Source organism: Nonomuraea sp. NPDC052116 (assembly GCF_040680035.1).
Taxonomy (GTDB): Bacteria; Actinomycetota; Actinomycetes; order Streptosporangiales; family Streptosporangiaceae; genus Nonomuraea; species Nonomuraea angiospora_A.
In genome coordinates this window covers 1-17,336 of record NZ_JBFAWA010000036.1, presented here as the reverse complement: position 1 = coordinate 17,336, position 17,336 = coordinate 1, and the positions used below count along the sequence as shown (strand labels likewise).

General features: G+C 70.2%; 14 protein-coding genes and 1 pseudogene. 4 read left to right on the top strand and 11 right to left on the bottom strand.

The genetic code is table 11. From position 1 onward, the window contains the following. Positions 1-66: 66 nt before the first annotated feature. From AB0L65_RS47845 to kdpF, 6 genes are read right to left on the bottom strand one after another with little or no spacing between them, the layout of a single operon-like run. Positions 67-735 (bottom strand): response regulator, encoded by a 669-nt coding sequence (locus tag AB0L65_RS47845; protein ID WP_363983670.1) that lies wholly within the window; start codon positions 733-735, stop codon positions 67-69. Continuing rightward, complete coding sequence (locus tag AB0L65_RS47840; protein WP_364260731.1) at positions 732-3,272, bottom strand: DUF4118 domain-containing protein; 2,541 nt, start codon at positions 3,270-3,272, stop codon at positions 732-734. Before AB0L65_RS47840 ends, AB0L65_RS47845 begins: the two co-directional genes overlap by 4 nt. Beyond that, positions 3,269-4,105, bottom strand: coding sequence for a potassium-transporting ATPase subunit C (locus AB0L65_RS47835; RefSeq protein WP_364260728.1), 837 nt, complete (start codon positions 4,103-4,105; stop codon positions 3,269-3,271). The genes AB0L65_RS47840 and AB0L65_RS47835 overlap by 4 nt, the downstream gene beginning before the upstream one ends. Further along, complete coding sequence (gene kdpB / locus AB0L65_RS47830; protein WP_364260726.1) at positions 4,105-6,201, bottom strand: potassium-transporting ATPase subunit KdpB; 2,097 nt, start codon at positions 6,199-6,201, stop codon at positions 4,105-4,107. Before kdpB ends, AB0L65_RS47835 begins: the two co-directional genes overlap by 1 nt. A gap of 1 nt (position 6,202) precedes the next feature. Further along, complete coding sequence (gene kdpA / locus AB0L65_RS47825; RefSeq protein WP_364260723.1) at positions 6,203-7,864, bottom strand: potassium-transporting ATPase subunit KdpA; 1,662 nt, start codon at positions 7,862-7,864, stop codon at positions 6,203-6,205. Next, the gene (gene kdpF / locus AB0L65_RS47820; protein ID WP_350737184.1) at positions 7,864-7,953 is read right to left on the bottom strand and encodes a K(+)-transporting ATPase subunit F; all 90 of its coding nucleotides are present in this window, start codon (positions 7,951-7,953) and stop codon (positions 7,864-7,866) included. Before kdpF ends, kdpA begins: the two co-directional genes overlap by 1 nt. A gap of 409 nt (positions 7,954-8,362) precedes the next feature. On the opposite strand from kdpF, the gene AB0L65_RS47815 reads away from it, so the two are divergent. Together AB0L65_RS47815 and AB0L65_RS47810 are read left to right on the top strand one after the other, a co-directional pair. Continuing rightward, positions 8,363-10,153, top strand: coding sequence for an APC family permease (locus tag AB0L65_RS47815; protein ID WP_364260720.1), 1,791 nt, complete (start codon positions 8,363-8,365; stop codon positions 10,151-10,153). Next, a complete protein-coding gene (locus AB0L65_RS47810) occupies positions 10,150-10,623 on the top strand; it encodes a hypothetical protein (RefSeq protein ID WP_364260717.1) in 474 nt (157 codons plus the stop codon). Before AB0L65_RS47815 ends, AB0L65_RS47810 begins: the two co-directional genes overlap by 4 nt. 20 nt (positions 10,624-10,643) lie before the next feature. Here AB0L65_RS47810 and AB0L65_RS47805 read toward each other — a convergent pair whose 3' ends face one another. From AB0L65_RS47805 to AB0L65_RS47795, 3 genes are read right to left on the bottom strand one after another with little or no spacing between them, the layout of a single operon-like run. After that, the gene (locus AB0L65_RS47805; RefSeq protein ID WP_364260714.1) at positions 10,644-11,072 is read right to left on the bottom strand and encodes a YbaB/EbfC family nucleoid-associated protein; all 429 of its coding nucleotides are present in this window, start codon (positions 11,070-11,072) and stop codon (positions 10,644-10,646) included. Beyond that, positions 11,069-11,950, bottom strand: coding sequence for a hypothetical protein (locus tag AB0L65_RS47800; RefSeq protein ID WP_364260711.1), 882 nt, complete (start codon positions 11,948-11,950; stop codon positions 11,069-11,071). The genes AB0L65_RS47805 and AB0L65_RS47800 overlap by 4 nt, the downstream gene beginning before the upstream one ends. Further along, positions 11,947-12,276, bottom strand: coding sequence for a hypothetical protein (locus AB0L65_RS47795; protein WP_364260708.1), 330 nt, complete (start codon positions 12,274-12,276; stop codon positions 11,947-11,949). The genes AB0L65_RS47800 and AB0L65_RS47795 overlap by 4 nt, the downstream gene beginning before the upstream one ends. Before the next feature lie 361 nt (positions 12,277-12,637). Here AB0L65_RS47795 and AB0L65_RS47790 point away from each other — a divergent pair, with 361 nt between their 5' ends. Together AB0L65_RS47790 and lysA are read left to right on the top strand one after the other, a co-directional pair. Continuing rightward, on the top strand, positions 12,638-12,898 hold the full coding sequence (locus tag AB0L65_RS47790) for an SAV_915 family protein (RefSeq protein ID WP_364260705.1): 261 nt from the start codon (positions 12,638-12,640) through the stop codon (positions 12,896-12,898). 346 nt (positions 12,899-13,244) lie between these two features. After that, complete coding sequence (gene lysA / locus AB0L65_RS47785) at positions 13,245-14,588, top strand: diaminopimelate decarboxylase (protein WP_364260702.1); 1,344 nt, start codon at positions 13,245-13,247, stop codon at positions 14,586-14,588. Positions 14,589-14,853: 265 nt separating this feature from the next. On the opposite strand, the gene AB0L65_RS47780 is transcribed toward lysA, so the two are convergent. Then, the gene (locus AB0L65_RS47780; protein ID WP_364260699.1) at positions 14,854-16,746 is read right to left on the bottom strand and encodes a CocE/NonD family hydrolase; all 1,893 of its coding nucleotides are present in this window, start codon (positions 16,744-16,746) and stop codon (positions 14,854-14,856) included. Positions 16,747-17,168: 422 nt separating this feature from the next. Beyond that, a pseudogene (locus tag AB0L65_RS47775) lies at positions 17,169-17,336 on the bottom strand (cytochrome P450); the annotation flags it as partial.

Here is a 17,336-nt window from a genome sequence, read left to right as displayed (position 1 = left end):
CCCTTTCTCTAATCGAATAGTGAAAGAGTGTTGCAGGAGATCACCTGTTGTCAACTCCGAGCCGCGTCATGGGGTGAAGCGGTAGCCCATGCCCGGCTCGGTGATCAGGTGGACCGGATGGGCCGGGTCGCGTTCGAACTTCTTGCGCAACTGGGCCATGTACTGGCGCAGGTAGTGGGTCTCCTTGACGTGCTTGCTGCCCCACACCTCCGTCAGCAGGTAGCGCTGGGGGATGAGCTTGCCGGGGTTGCGCAGCAGGATCTCCAGGATGTGCCATTCGGTGGGGGTGAGCCGCTGGCCACCGGAGATGGTCTTGCCGACGAGGTCGACCGTGTGGTCGCCGATCTGGATGCTGGCCAGCTCGGCCTCGTGGATGGCGGCGCGGCGGGAGACGGCCCGGATGCGGGCCAGGAACTCCTCGATGCTGAACGGTTTCGTCACGTAGTCGTCGGCGCCGGCGTCCAGCGCGTCGATCTTGTCCTGGTTCCCGGCCCGGCCGGACAGCACCACGATCGGGATCCGGGTCCAGCCGCGCAGGCCGTGGATGACGTCGACGCCGTCGATGTCGGGCAGGCCGAGGTCGAGCACGACGAGGTCGGGATGCCATTCGGCGGCTTCGCGCAGCGCGGAGGAGCCGTTCTCGGCGACGGCGACCTCGTACTGGCGGGCGGCCAGGTTGATGCGCAGGGCCCGCAGGATCTGCGGTTCGTCGTCGACGACGAGGATCTTGGTCATGCTGTCACCGCCTGGGATGAGATGGGCATCTGGACGGTCATGGTGAGACCTCCCCCTGGTGTCTCTTCCGGTATGAGCGTGCCGCCCATGGCCTCGGTCAGGCCGCGGGAGAGCGCGAGCCCGAGGCCGACGCCCGTGCCGTTGTCACGGTCGCCGAGCCGCTGGAACGGCTGGAAGACCCGGTCGCGGGCCTCGGGCGGGATGCCGGGACCGCGGTCGATGACGCGGATCTCCACCTGCTCGTCGTGCCAGCTGGCGGTGATGAGCACCTTCCGGCCGGCGGGGCTGTGGCGGACGGCGTTGGTCATCAGGTTGACCAGGACGCGCTCCAGCAGGGCGGGGTCGGCGACGATCTCGGGGAGTTCGATGGAGATGTCGCCCTCGACGCGGTCGCGCAGCGATCCGAGGTCGTCGATCGCCCGGGGCACGACCTCTTCCAGGGCGACCGGCTGGAGCGCCAGGCCGAGGACTCCGGCCTGCAGGCGGCTCATGTCGAGCAGGTTCTCCACCAGCCGGTCGAGGCGGCCCAGCGATTCATGGGCGGTGTCGAGCAGTTCGTCGCGGTCCTGGGGAGACCAGTCGATGTCGGCGCTGCGCAGGCTGTCGACGGAGGCCTTGGCGGCGGCCAGCGGGGTGCGCAGGTCGTGGCTGACGGCGGCCAGCAGGGCGGTGCGCATCTTGTCGGCCTCGGCCAGCGGCTTGGCCTGCTCGGCCTCCTCCTCAAGGCGTTCCTGCCGCAGCGCGACGGCGGCTTCGGCGGCGAACGCCTCCAGCACCCGCCGGTCGCTGGCGTCCAGCAGCCGGCCGCGGGCGGCGAGCACGAGCCGGTCGTTGATCTGCACGTCGGTGTCGGCCGCGCCGGGGTTCGTGCACGGGGACTGGCCGGTGGTGGCGATGATGCGCCAGGCGGCGGGCTCGGACTGGTCGTCCGGGGTGGGCTCGCCGAGGCGTTCGAGCAGGGTGACCGAGTCCAGCCCGAACGTCTCGCGCAGGCGGCCGAGCAGCGACGGCAGCGCCGCCTCGCCGCGCAGCACGTGCCCGGCCAGCGTGGACAGCGCCTCGGCGTCCGCGCTCGCGCGGGCGGCCTGTCTGGTACGGCGGGCGGCCAGGTCCACGATCGAGCTGACCGCCGCCGCGACCAGCACGAACACGACCAGCGCGAACAGGTTCTCCGGATCGTTGATGGTGAACTCGCCGATCGGCGGCGTGAAGAACCAGTTGAGCAGCAGCGATCCGCCGACGGCCGCGGTGACGGCCGGCCACATGCCGCCGGCCAGCGCGACCCCGACGGTCAGGCAGAGGAAGAACAGGATCTCGCTGGGCAGCGACAGCACGTCCCTGAACGGCGCGAGCAGGGCCGTGAGCAGCGGCATCCCGGCCACCGCCAGCGCCCAGCCCGTCAGGCGGCGCTTCCTGGTCAACGCGGCCCGCGAGCGTTCGGGACGCCTGCGCCCCTGGTTGACCTCCTCGTGGGTGATCATGTGGACGTCGATGGAGCCGGACAGGGCCGTGGTCTCCACTCCGACGCCCCGGGAGAAGATCTGCGCGAAGCGGCCTCTCCTCGACGCTCCGAGGACGAGCTGGGTGGCGTTGACGCCGCGGGCGAAGTCGAGCAGCGCCTGGGGGATGTCGTCGCCGACGACCTGGTGGTAGGTGCCGCCCATGCTCTCGACCAGCGTGCGCTGGCGGGCCAGGTTGGCCGGGTCGCCGCCGGCCAGCCCGTCGGCGCTGGTGACGTGGACGGCCAGCAGGTCGGCGCCCTTGGTGCGGGCGGCGATGCGGGCCGCCCGGCGTACCAGCGTGTCGCCTTCCGGGCCGCCGGTCAGCGCGACCACGACGCGTTCCCGGGTCTCCCAGGTGGTGGCGATGCCGTGCTCGGCGCGGTAGCGGTCGAGCTGGTCGTCGACCTTTCCCGCGACCCAGAGAAGGGCGAGCTCGCGGAGGGCCGTGAGGTTGCCGACGCGGAAGTAGTTCGACAGGGCGGCGTCGACCTTCTCGGGCATGTACACGTTGCCGTGGGCCATGCGGCGGCGCAGCGCCTCCGGCGACATGTCGACCAGCTCGACCTGGTCGGCGCGGCGCACCACCTCGTCGGGGACGGTCTCGCGCTGCGGGATTCCGGTGATCTCCTGGACGACGTCGTTGACGGACTCCAGGTGCTGGATGTTCACCGTCGAGATGACGTCGATCCCGGCGTCCAGGATGTCGTCGATGTCCTGCCAGCGCTTGACGTTCCTGGAGCCGGGCACGTTGGTGTGGGCCAGCTCGTCGATCAGCGCGATCTTCGGCTTGCGCTCGATGACGGCGTCCACGTCCAGCTCGGTGAAGGTGGCCCCGCGATAGACCAGCGTCCTGCGCGGGATCACCTCCATGCCCTCCAGGAGGGCCGCGGTGCGGGCGCGGCCGTGGGTCTCGACGAAGCCCACGACCACGTCCCGGTCGCGCTCCATGCCGCGACGGCCCTCGCAGAGCATCGCGTACGTCTTGCCGACCCCGGGCGCCGCCCCGAGGTAGACCCGCAGGCGGCCCCGGCTCATGACCGATCCAGCGCCAGGTTGAGTTCGAGGACGTTGACGGCGGGTTCGCCCATGAAGCCGAGCACCCGGCCGGTCGTGTTCTCGTCGATGAGCGCCTTGACCCTGTCCAGGGCCAGGCCGCGTTCCCTGGCCACGCGGGGAGCCTGGAGCTCGGCGTAGGCGACGGAGATGTGCGGGTCCAGGCCCGATCCGCTCGCGGTCACCGCGTCCGCGGGCACCGGCACCCGGCTCACCTCGCCGCGCACGGGCACGGTCCGGCCGGCGGCGTAGTCCTCGCCGGGCTTGGCGCACTCCACCTTCAGCCCCTGGTAGGTGGCGACGAAGGGGGCGGCCGGGCAGGCCTGGTTGACACTGACCGCCCGGTCGGGGAAGACCTTCAGCACCGCGCCGACTCCGTCGGGGGTGCAGTACGGGCGGGCGCCGCTGACGCCCTCCAGCTCGCCGACCGCCTTGGACCGGGCGCACACCCGGGTCAGCAGCGACTGCCTGCCCTCGGCGCCCGGCACCGGCAGCACGTCGACGACGTCCTCGGGGCCGAGATTGCTCGCCCCGGTCGAGGTCGGGTCGTAGCCGTCGCCGGCGGCCGACGGGCGGGACTGGAAGTACTTCTTGACCGCCTTGCCGTCGGCGTCGGTGAAGGACTGGCCGATGAGGGCGCTGCCCACGTCCTTGCCGCCGGCCCGCACGATCGAGCCGTTGGCCTTGCCGTTGAACAGCGCCTGCGCGATACCGGTGGTGGCCAGCGGATAGATCAGGCCGAGCAGCACGGTCAGGACGGCCACGGCCCTGATCGCGGCCAGATGCCGGCGCAGCCAGCTGGGTAGACGGTCCATTACGACATCCCCGGAAGAAACTGGATGAACAGGTCGATGATCTTGATGCCGACGAACGGCGCGACGATGCCGCCCAGGCCGTAGACGTACAGGTTGCGGGAGAGCAGTTTGGAGGCGCTGGAGGGCCGGTACCGGACGCCGCGCAGCGCCAGCGGGATCAGCGCGATGATGACCAGGGCGTTGAACACGACCGCGGACAGGATCGCCGACTGCGGGCTGGCCAGGCGCATGACGTTCAGGGCGTCCAGGCCCGGGTAGACCGCCGCGAACATGGCCGGGATGATCGCGAAGTACTTCGCGATGTCGTTGGCGATGGAGAACGTGGTCAGCGCGCCGCGGGTGATGAGCAACTGCTTGCCGATCTCGACGATCTCGATCAGCTTGGTCGGGTTGGAGTCGAGGTCCACCATGTTCCCGGCCTCCTTGGCGGCCGAGGTGCCGGTGTTCATCGCCACGCCGACGTCCGACTGGGCCAGGGCGGGGGCGTCGTTGGTGCCGTCGCCGGTCATCGCGACCAGCCGTCCGCCCTGCTGCTCCTTCCTGATCAGGGCGAGCTTGTCCTCGGGGGTGGCCTCGGCCAGGAAGTCGTCCACGCCGGCCTCGTCCGCGATGGCCTTGGCGGTCAGCGGGTTGTCACCGGTGATCATGACGGTGCGGATGCCCATGCGGCGCATCTCGTCGAAGCGTTCGCGCATGCCCTGCTTGACCACGTCCTTGAGGTGGATGACCCCGAGCACGCGGCCCTTCTCCGCGACGACCAGCGGAGTCCCGCCGGAGCCGGAGATGCCGTCCACGATGTGGCCGACCTCGTCGGTGGGGTGGCCGCCCCGGTCGCGGACCCACTTCATCACCGCGGTCGCCGCGCCCTTGCGGACCTGCCGCTCGCCCAGGTTGACCCCGGACATGCGGGTCTGGGCGGTGAACTGCACCCACTCGGCGCCGTGGATCTCCCGCTCGCGCAGGCCGTAGCGCTGCTTGGCGAAGACGACGATCGAGCGGCCCTCCGGGGTCTCGTCGGCCAGGCTGGACAGCTGCGCCGCCTCCGCGAGCTCGGCCTCGGTGACGCCGTTCACGGGGACGAACTCCGACGCCTGCCGGTTGCCCAGGGTGATCGTGCCGGTCTTGTCCAGCAGCAGCGTGGACACGTCCCCGGCGGCCTCGACCGCGCGGCCGCTCATGGCCAGCACGTTGCGCTGGACGAGGCGGTCCATGCCCGCGATGCCGATCGCCGACAGCAGCGCGCCGATCGTGGTCGGGATCAGGCACACCAGCAGCGAGACCAGCACCACGCCGGTGACGCCGTCGGCGTTCAGCGCGAGCGAGTCCGGCACGCCGGGGTTGGTGAGCTTGGAGTAGATGGCCAGCGGCTGCATGGTGACGGTGGCCACCAGGAAGATGATCGTCAGCGCGGCCAGCAGGATGTTGAGGGCGATCTCGTTCGGCGTCTTCTGCCGGTTCGCCCCCTCGACCAGGGCGATCATGCGGTCGATGAAGCTCTCGCCGGGCTTCTGGGTGATCTGGACGACGATCCGGTCGGACAGCACCTTGGTGCCGCCGGTGACCGCCGAGCGGTCGCCGCCGGACTCGCGGATCACCGGCGCGGACTCGCCGGTGATGGCCGACTCGTCCACCGACGCGATGCCCTCGACCACGTCGCCGTCGCCGGGGATGGTCTCCCCGGCCTCGACGATCACGAAGTCGCCCTGCCGCAGCTCGGGCGCGCCGACCACTTCCCAGTCCGTGGACGTGCGGCTCTTGAGACGGCGGGCCTGGGTGTCGGTCTTGGCCTTGCGCAACGTGGCCGCCTGCGCCTTGCCGCGCCCCTCGGCGACGGCCTCGGCCAGGTTGGCGAAGACGGCGGTCAGCCAGAGCCAGACCACGATGGCCCAGGCGAAGAACGACGGGTCGAGGACCGCCAGCACGGTGGTGAACACGGCGCCGACCTCGACGATGAGCATCACCGGGTTGCGCCACAGCGTGGCCGGGTTGAGCTTCTTCAGCGCGTCCGGCAGCGACCTCAGCAGCTGTTTCGGGTCGAGCAGACCGCCGCCCACGCGGCCGTTCCGCTCCGCTGTCTTGAGCGCGGGGGATGACATGTCAGGACAGTCCTTCTGCGATGGGGCCGAGCGCGAGCGCCGGGAGGAAGGTGAGGGCGACCAGGATGATCGTCACGCCGACGACCATGCCGACGAACTGCGGCCGGTGTGTCGGCAGCGTGCCGGCGCTCTCGGGGACCGGCGACTGCGCGGCCAGCGATCCGGCCAGCGCCAGCACCAGGATGATCGGCAGGAACCGGCCGAACGCCATGCACAGGCCGAGCGCCACGTCGTACCAGGGTGTGTTGACGGTGATCCCGGCGAAGGCGGAGCCGTTGTTGTTGGAGGCGCTGGTGAACGCGTACAGCACTTCGGACAGGCCGTGCGGGCCCGAGTTCAGCATGCTCGCCCGCTGCTCCGCCGAGCCCATCGCGGCTGCGGTGCCGACCAGCACCAGCACCGGCGTGACCAGGAAGTACATCGAGGCCAGCTTGATCTCGCGCGAGCTGATCTTCTTGCCCAGGTATTCGGGGGTGCGGCCGACCATCAGCCCGGCCACGAACACCGTGATCACGGCCAGGATCAGCATGCCGTACAGGCCGGAGCCGACCCCGCCCGGCGCGACCTCGCCCAGCATCATGTTGAACAGCGTCATCATGCCGCCGAACGGCGTGAAGGAGTCGTGGAACGAGTTCACCGCACCCGTCGATGTCAACGTCGTCGACGCGGCGAAGGTGGCGGAGTTGGACAGGCCGAAGCGGACCTCCTTGCCCTCCATCGCCGCCCCGACCGCCTGCGGCACGGTCGCGTGCCCGCCCAGCTCGAAGACGTTGGTGAGCAGCACGCTGGCCAGCGCGATCACGCCCATCACCGCGAGGATCGCATACCCCTGCCGCACCTGCCCGACCACCTTGCCGAAGGTGCGGGTCAACGAGAACGGGATCACCAGGATCAGGAAGATCTCGAACCAGTTCGTCCAGGTGGTGGCGTTCTCGAACGGATGGGAGGAGTTGGCGTTGTAGAAGCCGCCGCCGTTGGTGCCCAGCTCCTTGATCACCTCCTGCGAGGCCACCGGGCCGCCGGTGATGGACTGGGTGCCGCCGGTCAGCGTGGTGATCTCGTGCAGGCCGGAGAAGTTCTGGATCAGCCCGCCCGCGACCAGGACGAGAGCGCCGACGAAGGCGATCGGCAGCAGGATCCGCACCGAGCCGCGCACCAGGTCCACCCAGAAGTTGCCGATCGTGCCGGAGGTGCGGCGGGCGAACCCGCGCACCAGGGCGATGGCCACGGCCATGCCGACCGACGCCGACACGAAGTTCTGCACCGCCAGCGCGGCCATCTGGGTCAGGTGGCCCATCGTGGACTCGCCGGAGTAGGCCTGCCAGTTGGTGTTGGTGACGAAGCTGACCGCGGTGTTCCAGGCGATGTGGTCGGTGACCGGCTTCATCCCGACGCTGAGCGGCAGCTTGTCCTGCAGCCGCTGGATCGCGTACACGAACAGGATCGAGACCAGCGAGAACGCCAGCAGGCTGCGGGCGTAGACGCCCCAGCTCTGCTCGGCGTCCGCGCGCACCCCGAGCAGCCGGTAGATCACGCGCTCGACGGCGTTGTGCTTGGCGCTGGTGTAGACCCGGTGCATGTAGTCGCCGAACGGCTTGTGCACCAGGGCCAGAGCGGCGATCAGGGAGACGATGAAGATCATCCCTGCGAGGGTCGTGCTCATCAGAAGCGCTCCGGGAACAGCAGGGCCACGACCATGAAGATCACCAAACCGGCGACCACGATCAGGCCGGCGGCGTTGACGGCACTCACAGCCGCTCCACCGCCTTCACCACGAGCCCGAAGATCACGAAGATCGCGATCGTCAGGGCGACGAAGATGACGTCAGCCATCCCCACTCCTCAATCTGGACATGTTGGTTGGGCCGCGCCCATCTCGGGCGGCGCCAAGGCAAGCAAACCCCGAGATTTGGGGCGTTTTTCCTTTCTTGACGGGTTCCATACGGCCGGAGCCTGATTTTTGACGGCATCTCTACGCGCCGCTTCGAGCACGCCTCGGAGTTCCCCGGTCGCGGCCATGCTGCGGTGACGTCCCGCCGCTGGCCCGGGAGGTGCTGCGGCAGACCGGCCTCGTAGGTTTCACATAGGTATTGGGGCGTTTCGCGTCTTAAATGCGTATATATGGACGCCCCTGGGAGTGCAGCGGGATCAGCATGTTCTCCATGTCCATCGTGAAAACTCCCACCGCCAAGGAGCCTGCCGATACCGGCGAACGGCATCGCCTGTCCGTCGTCGGCGGTCTGGCCGCGCTGTCCCTGGACGCGATGGCGTCGGTGGCGTACGGGCCCGAGGCGATCGTGCTGGTGCTCGCCCTGGCGGGCGGCGCCGGGCTCGGGTTCACCATCCCGGTCACGCTGACCATCGCGGGCCTGCTGGCCGTGCTCACCCTCTCCTACCGGCAGGTCATCGCCGCCTTCCCCGAGGGCGGCGGCGCGTACGGGGTGGCCAGGACGTACCTGGGCCGCCGGGCCTCCCTGGTGGCGGGGGCCTCCCTGGTCATCGACTACGTGCTCAACGTCGCCGTCTCGGTCGCCGCCGGGGTGGCCGCGCTCACCTCGGCCTTCCCCGAGCTGCTGCCGTACACGGTGTGGCTGTGCCTGGCCGTGCTGGCGCTGGTGACGGCGGTCAACCTGCGCGGGATCGCGCACAGCGCCCGCGCGTTCATCGCCCCGACCGTGATCTACGTGGGCGCGATCCTGCTCGTCGTCGTGGCCGGGCTCATCCGCCGCGAACCCGCCGTGGACGTCTCCCACCAGGTGAGCGGCCTGCAGACGGTCGGGGTGCTGCTGTTGCTGAAGGCGTTCGCGAACGGCTGCGCCTCGCTGACCGGCGTGGAGGCCATCGCCAACGCCGTGCCGTCCTTCAGGAGGCCCCGCGTACGGCGGGCGCAGCGGGCCGAGGTGGCCCTGGGCGCCCTGCTGGCGGTCATGTTGCTGGGCATCGCCGCGCTGATCGAGAAGTTCGCCATCGCCCCGGCGGACGGGGTGACCGTGCTCGCCCAGGTCACGCGGGCCTCGCTCGGGGACGGGCCGCTGTTCTACGTGGTGCAGTTCGCCACCGTGGTGCTGCTGGCGCTGGCCGCCAACACCTCCTTCGGCGGCCTGCCGGTGCTGGCCGAGCTGCTGGCCCGCGACAACAACCTGCCGCACTTCTTCGCCCTGCGCGCCGACCGCCAGGTGCACCGCTACGGCATCGCGTTCCTGACCGTCACCAGCGCCCTGCTGCTGATCGTGGCGGGCGGCGAGATGAATCTGCTGGTGCCGCTGTTCGCGATCGGGGTGTTCGTCGGGTTCACGCTGTCGCAGGCCGGCATGGTCCGGCACTGGGTGGGCGAGCGGCCCGCCGGGTGGCGGTGGCGGGCCGGGCTGAACGGGTTCGGCGCGCTGCTGACCTTCGTGGCCGCGATCGTGGTGACGGGCTCGAAGTTCGGTGAGGGCGGCTGGTTGATCGTGGTGGCGCTGCCGCTGATGGTGGCCGGCATGGAGTGGGTCAACCGCTCGTACGCGCGGATCGGCGGGCGGCTGGAGCTGGGCAGGACGCCGTCGCCGCCGCGGCCACGCCGTTCGCTGGTGGTGGTGCCGGTGCACGCGGTCACCCGGCTGACCCGCGACGCCCTGTCGGCGGCGCTGTCGCTGGGGGACCGGGTCGTGGCCGTCAACGTCACCCACCCCGAGGACGAGCGGCAGGCGCGGGCGTTCGTCGAGGACTGGGATCGTTGGGATCCGGGCGTGGAGCTGGTGCAGCTGTTCGACGCCCATCGGCGGCTCGACGAGCCGCTGCTCACCTACCTGGCCGAGGTGCCCGAACCGCACGTGTTCGTGCTCATCGCCGAGGTCGAGCCGGAGCACGCCTGGCAGCGGATGCTGCAGAACCAGCGCGGCGCGGTGCTGGCCAGGGCGCTGCGGCGGCGCACTGACGCGGTGGTGTGCCGGATGAGGTTCCGCGTCTCATGAGACCCACGGGCGAGTGGACGTGGGCGGGCGGGGGGCATCGGCCGCATGGACTGACGGCGCTGGTCGCGCTCCTGGCCGGTTGTCTCGCCGGGCTGCTGGCGGCGGGCTCGCTCATGCGCGAGATCGACGCCTACCATGCCGCGCACCGGCAGGTCGTCGCGCGGATCGTCGAGGAGCGGGCCATCGTGTCGCACGTGGTCTGGGACGGCGGGCGGCACAGCGGCTGGGCCCGCGGGCCGTTGGACCGGGTCTCGGCCACGACCGCCCGGATCTGGCTGGACGCCCGTGGCCGCCTGGCGCCGCGGCCTCTCGATGCGGTCGAGGTCGTCTTCGGCGCCTTCATCGCCGCCGTCCCCGCCGGGGCGTTGGGGTGGCTGGTCGTGGGGGCGGCGCTCCCGTGGTGGGCCGCTCGCCGGGCCGTCCTGCGGGTGGATCGGGAGTGGCGCGAGTACGGCTCGTCAGGGCCGTAGCACCGGTTCGGTCGGGCTTGTCATGGTCGGAGCAGGGCGCGTACCCGGTCGATGGTCGCGGCGGCGCGCTCCAGGTTCTCCCGGAGCGCGCCGGTGGCGTGCCGGAGCTGGTCGGCGATGACCTGCCGGTCGGTGACGAGCCCGTTGTCGCCCAGGAACCCCTCGGTTGTCTTGCGCTGTTCGGCCTCGGCGTGCTCCCTGGCCTGGTGGATCAGGCCGAGGATGGTCTCGGCCAGCCGCGCCGACTCCATGCGCATGGCCCGGGGGTCGAGCCGCAGGTCCGTGACGCCTGACGCGCTGCTGTACTCGATGCTCACCCAGCCGTCACGCGATTCGACGCGGGCCGTCGCGGCACTGTCCGGCAGGTGGCCCAGCCGGCTGAAGAAACGGTCGGCGTCGGCCGCCAGCCGCTCGGGGTCCAGGCCGAGCTCCCGTTCGAAGTCCATCATCCCTCCCAGGGGAACGTGTAGGACCCGTCGGCCGCCTGCTCCGGCACGTACCGGCCGGTCACCGTCTGGCTGCCCGTCGAGATGTCGTTGACCGCCTTGGCGCCCGCCAGGTGGGGCAGGCCCTGCGGAGGGCTCGCCCACGGGCCCTTGCCCGGGACACGGCCGGTGAGGCCGTGGGCGGTCAGGTCGCGTTCGACCCGGTTGGCCGTGCCCCAGATGAACATGGGGCCCTGGGCGAAAGTGGCCGCCGCCAGATCATTCAGGCCGCTGTGGTCGCCGCGGGCGGACTCGATGCCCACGTCCGCTGTCACGACCGCGCCGAGTGCGGCGGCGCACCCGTGCAGCAACGCGTTCAGCAGTGACTCCACCGCGCGGTAGCCCTCGAAGAGCTTGATCAGGCACTGCGTGGCCAGGACCCTCGCTCCTGCCAGGCTGAGCGGCGTGACGGCCGCGGTCAGCACCCACGCCGCCACCGCGGCCATCGCCATCGCGACCAGGAACTGGAAGAGGATGAACGCCGCCAGCGCGGCCCCGGCCGTGTACAGGGTGAGGGCCGTGACCTCCGCCCGGATCTCGACGCCGCGCAGGTCGGCCAGATAAGCGTCCATGCGGCGCTGGAAGGCCCGGCCGTCCTCGCTGCGCCAGCTCGTCGAGGCCACCTCGGCGACGAGAGCATCGACGCCGAGCCGGGCGGCCACCACGTCGTCATGCACCGCCAGCCAGGTCTGCGCCCCGTCGAAGAAGCTCTGCGGCTTGTACTGGTGGATGTACATCTTGCCGACGAACGGCCACCCGGCCGGTACGCCCAGCGCCGACAGCGTCAACGCCGCGCATGTGCCCATCTCAAGGCTTCGCCGGGACAGGTCGGCGAGGTTCATCTCCATCTGATCGAACTCGCGTACTCCGCGTCCTGCCAGTTCGTGAGGGACGCGGTCATGCCGTCCTGGATCCGTACCGTGTCCTCGGCCCGGTGGCGCAGCTCCGCGATGGTGAACGCCTCGACCTCGTTGTACGCCAGCGCCAGCGAGTACGTAAATGACGTGAAGGAGTCCGCCGCCACGGTGAGCGAGACGAGACGCGGCGGCGCGGTCTCGAGCGGCTTGGCGGCCTCGGGCAGGCGGGACCTGATCTCGCGGAGCCGGGCCCGCTCAATCTCCACCTCGTGCGGGTCGTCAGGAGTCCAGGGGCTGGGATTGGTCGGCATGGGTCGCTTTCGATGAGTCTTGTGGTCTTCCCAGCTTGTCCTGCGGAAACTCGGGGGCAGCCGGTACTGACGCAACCTCTACGCGAACCTGGCGCACCACGTCGCGATCTTGACGTCCGATCTCACCGGGTCAACCGCCGTGGTCCCGAGCGTGGAAGGTCAGGGCCGTCGTGACAGCGGCGGCCATGCCCTGGCGGCGGGCAGCTCGGAACGCCGGCGTGCGCGTCCCCGAGCCGGTAAAGGCCGTCAACGTTGCGCCAGTATTTACGCGGTCAGCGTCAGAATTGCGTAGCGATCGGGGATTGCGGCCGGCGCCGGTTCTAGCGTCTTCTGTGTACGACAGTTCGCTGGAAGGAAGCAGATGTCAGAGCCCCGATTGTGCGTCCCGGTCACGGTGGGAACGTGCGCCTCGACGCTTCGGTTGTTCCGCACGGCCTCGGGCAAGCGGACGGCGGTCGCGTTCTCCTCGCCGCTCAAGCTGGCCAAGGTGCTCGGAGCCGACCAGCGGTGGGTGCCGCTCACCGCCCCGGCGCTGCGTGGCATGATCGCCGATCTGGACGTCATCGGCATCGTCATCGACCCTGCGGGCACGATGACCGGGCCCGCGAAGCGGGTGGCCTGATGTGCCTCCTGCAGCAGGATCAGGCGGGGCAGGAGTCCGGCTCCGGATTCCAGCAGGTCGCGGACGCTGAGGGGGCGCCGGGTGCTTCCCCTCGGGCGGCGGAGGGAGACCGTCCTCTTTGTTGAAGCGGCGGGGACCGGCGTCAGGGTCGGCCGGTGCCGGCGGTGTCGATCGCAGCGCCTGCCTGGTCCGCCAGCGTGATCGCGACCAGCCGGGCCTACAGGCGGCGCCGTCAAAACCGCGTCAGAGTTTTCGCGATATGCGTCCATATTGCGTAGAAGTTTGCTGATTTATCCTGCGATGCCTTTAGCGTCCAGATTGAAGCATTTCTCGCAGGAGGAACCAGATGTCAGAGCCCCGATTGCTCGTCCCCGGCTCGTGTGAGCCCGAACGCTTCGACGAAGCCGCGGAGCCCTGGTCGGCCACCACCAGGTTCCGGCCGGTCGCCACCGCCGGAGGCGTGCCGCTCATGGACATCGTCGAGCGCTTCGGCACCCCCGCGTACGTGGTGGACGAGGCCGACGTGCGCCGGCGCTGCCGGGCCTTCCGCGCCGCCCTGCCGGACGCCGACATCCGGTACGCGGCCAAGGCGTTCCTGTGCCGGGCGATGGCCACCTGGATCCGGGAGGAAGGGCTCGGCCTGGACGTCTGTTCCGGCGGCGAGCTGGCCATCGCCCGATCCGTCGGCTTCCCCGCCGAGCGGATCGTCTTCCACGGCAACGCCAAGACCCCGCACGAGCTGGCCGAGGCGGTCGACTACGGGGTCGGTCGCATCGTCGTCGACAACCTCGCCGAGGTCGTCCGGCTCGCGATGCTGGTCCCGCCCGGGCATCGGCAGAAGGTGTTGTTGCGGGTCATTCCGGACATCGAGGCGGGCGCCTGCGCGGCGATCCGCACCGGTGGCGAGAGCCAGAAGTTCGGCCTGTCGATAGCCTCCGGGGACGCCGCCGCAGCCGTGGCCAGAGTGCTGCGCCAGCCGGAGTTGCGGCTGGCGGGCCTGCACTGCCACCTGGGCTCCCAGATCCACACGACCGAGCCGTACGAGCAGGCCGCCAGGGTCATGGTCGAGCAACTGGCCGCGATCCGCGACACGTACGGGATCGTGCTGCCCGAGCTGGACCTGGGCGGCGGCATGGGCATCGCCTACCTGGAGTCCGAGCACGGCCTGACCCCCGACGACTACGCCACGACGGTCACCAAGGCCGTAGTGGAGCGAAGCGCGGCGCTGAACCTGCCCGTACCCCGGCTGACCGTCGAACCGGGCCGGGCGATCAGCGGCCCGGCCGGGCTCACCCTCTACCGCGTCATCGCCGTCAAGCGCACCCTCACCCGCACCTTCGTGGCCGTCGACGGCGGGATGAGCGACAACCCTCGCCCGTCCCTGTACGGCGCGCGCTACACGGCCCGCCTGATCGGCCGCCGCTCCGCCATGGCCGCCCGCGAGGTCACCCTGGTCGGTCACCACTGCGAGGCGGGCGACGTCATAGCCGAGAGCGTGCCGCTGCCCTCGGACATCAGGCCCGGCGACGTCATCGCGGTCCCGGCCACGGGCGCCTACCATCACTCGATGGCCTCCACCTACAACCTCACCGGCCGCCCACCCGTCATCGCGGTCGCCGAGGGCGCGGCGCGGGTGGTCGTGCGCCGGGAGGAGATCGACGACCTGCTGCGCCGGGACGTGGGACTGTGATGCGCGTCCGGCCACGGCAGGGAGTCCGACCAGAGGGCCTCGTGCTCATGGCTCTTCTCGCGCTACTCACACTGATCCGGACTGGGGCCTGACGCCGCCGGCCACGCTTCCGGTCTGCAGGTCGGGGCCGCAGAACCTTGGCTTACCCGCTGGAGTTTTGGTGCGCCGGATGTCGGTTATGCGCGGAGCCGGGCAGATGTGGGGGCGCCGTGCGTACGGTCGCGACCACGCCGGCCGCGACCGTGCGCTCATGTCGACCTTGCTCCTACTCGATGGGCGTGCCGTTGACCACCGGCAGCGAGATCGAGGTGCCGGCCAGGTCGACGGTGACCTTGGCCCCGGTGCCGGGTTCGACGTCGGTGCCGGTTCCGGTGCCGCTCTCGTCGAGGTTGAAGTCGTCGTTGGCTCCGGTCAGCACCAGGCCCAGCCGGTGCCCGGCCTTGAACTCGTAGTCCTGCGGCAGCGTCTTCCAGGTGATCTGGTACGACTTGCCCGGCGTCAGCGGTGTCGAGCGGCTGAGCGACTTGTGGTTCTGGGCGTCCAGGATTCCGCGGGTGACCACGTTGAAGCCGGAGGTCGCCGTGTTGTCGCCGCCCCTGAGGTAGCAGCCGTCGTCATCGGCCGTGCTCTCGCCGACGCAGTCCTCGCCGCCGATGAACTTCAGGCCCTCCGCAGCCGTCGCGGAGCGTTCGCGGTAGTTGATGCGGGTGTCCTGGCCGTAGTCGACGAGCAGGACGCCCAGGTTGGCGGTCGGCTTGTCCAGCTTGAGGCGCAGGCTCGCCGACGGCGTTCCGGACACCCTGATCGCGTTCTTCAGCGGCGGGGTCAGGTAGGCCAGCCGGTTGGGGTTGGCGGTGGCGGGGTCGGCGGCCATCGCGATCTCGGTCTGGGCGGTGTCGACGTAGCTGCCGGTGCCGGTCGAGGGCGTGCGGCCCAGGGAGCCGTCCTGCTGCGGACGCAGGGTCAGCGTCTGGGTCGGTGCCGGCCAGTCGGCCTGGGTGATCCAGCGGTCCGGGCCGAGCTGCACGTCGACGCGCGGCCGGCGCAGGATGTCGTTGGCGACGCCCATCAGTTCGTGGTCGAACCACTGGTTGAGGGTGGTGAGCCACACCTCGCGGCGGGCCCAGAACGGGTCGAGGTGCCCGTACTGCGTCACCCACGCCTTGCGCTGCACCGTGCGGGGCAGCTTGGTCCACCACTCGGAGAACTGGCTGCCCACCACGTTGCGGTCCTGCATGCCCATCACCGAGAAGACACTGGCGTGGACGTTGCGCGCCTTGGAGATCGGGCCGGTCCGGTAGTTGCGTTCGTCCCAGTAGGCGTTGTAGTTGCCGGTCTCATCGTCGGATTCGGCGTCCATCCGCCGGCGCACCGCCTCACACTTCTCCGCCGGATCCTTGTCGACCCGCTCGGACTGCCACCTCGCCCCGCCCTTGAACCAGGTGAGGGTGCCGTTGGCGTGCGAGTTCTCGTAGCCGCTGGTGTAGCCCGAGATGTTCACGATCGTCGCCAGCCCCTGCACGCCGGTGCCGGCGACGCCGACGCCGAGCGCTCCCTCGTACGAGTGGCCGATCATCCCGGTACGGCCGGTGGTCCAGGTGGCTTTGACCGGATCGCCCTGCTCGTCGTAGGCGGTCGCCCGGCCGTTCAGCCAGTCGACGACCGCCTTGCCGCCGAGCACGTCGGAGGCGCCGTAGGAGGCCGGGCAGCCGTCGGACAACCTGGTGCCGATCATGTCGACGGACACGAACGCATACCCACGCGGCACGAAGTAGTTGTCGTAATACATCGGGAACTTCGTCACGTTCCCGTCCGCGTCGTATTTCTTCTTCTCAATCTCGTAGCCGACGCCAGGGTCGTCGTAATACGGGCTTTCCTGCATGATCACCGGAACCTTGAGCCCTGAACCGGACTCCTTCGGCCGGATGATGTCCACCCGGACCAGGTCCTTCTTGCCGTCGCCGTCGCTGTCGACCTGCGACTGCACCCGGACGTGCTCACGGATGGCGTCCTCGTAGGAGAAGACCGGCTGGGTGAGCCCGCCGGAGACTTTGATCTTCGGCTCCGCCGTCGCGGATGCGGCGGGAGCACCGGCGACCACGAGCGGGATCGCGAGTGCGACTACGGCGAGGAACCCTCGCCGTCGGGAGTTTGACATGTGCTTTCCTACTGCTGTCGGTGGGATCGTCACGGCGCGCCGGTTGGAACCGTGAAAGCGTTTCCGCTTGTCAGTGCGGGTGCGCCGGCCAGGTCAGTGGGATCGGCGGCGGCGGCGTAGTGCGTTGGCGCGTAGCAGCGAGCCTGTGGTGTTGAGGGTGCGACCGGCTTTGGTGCGGCGCGAGCGCATCGGGCAGCACGCCTTGCGCTACAGGTTTCAGCCTGACGGCGCCGACAATGGGATCTGGTGCCCAGTCGGGCAGGTCACGGTGCTGTCAGCGGTGTCGATGGCGAACGCATCGAGGGGTCGAACCTGCCGGGTACGGGTCCGGCACAGCGGTGCGGGTTTACTCAAGGCGCGATGCCCGGCGGCGGGCGTCGGCCAGGGGAGCTGCGCAGTGCCGTCAAGCGATCGGCCGGCGGTCACGCGTCCCAGGTGACCGGGAGGCTCTTGACGCCGTAGATGTCGGCGGTCTCCGGGCGCAGGGCGACCTCATCGGCCGGTACGGCCAGGCGCAGCGTGGGGAAGCGGTTGAGCAGCGCGGGGAGCGCGACGCGCAGCTCGACGCGGGCCAGCTGCTGGCCCAGGCA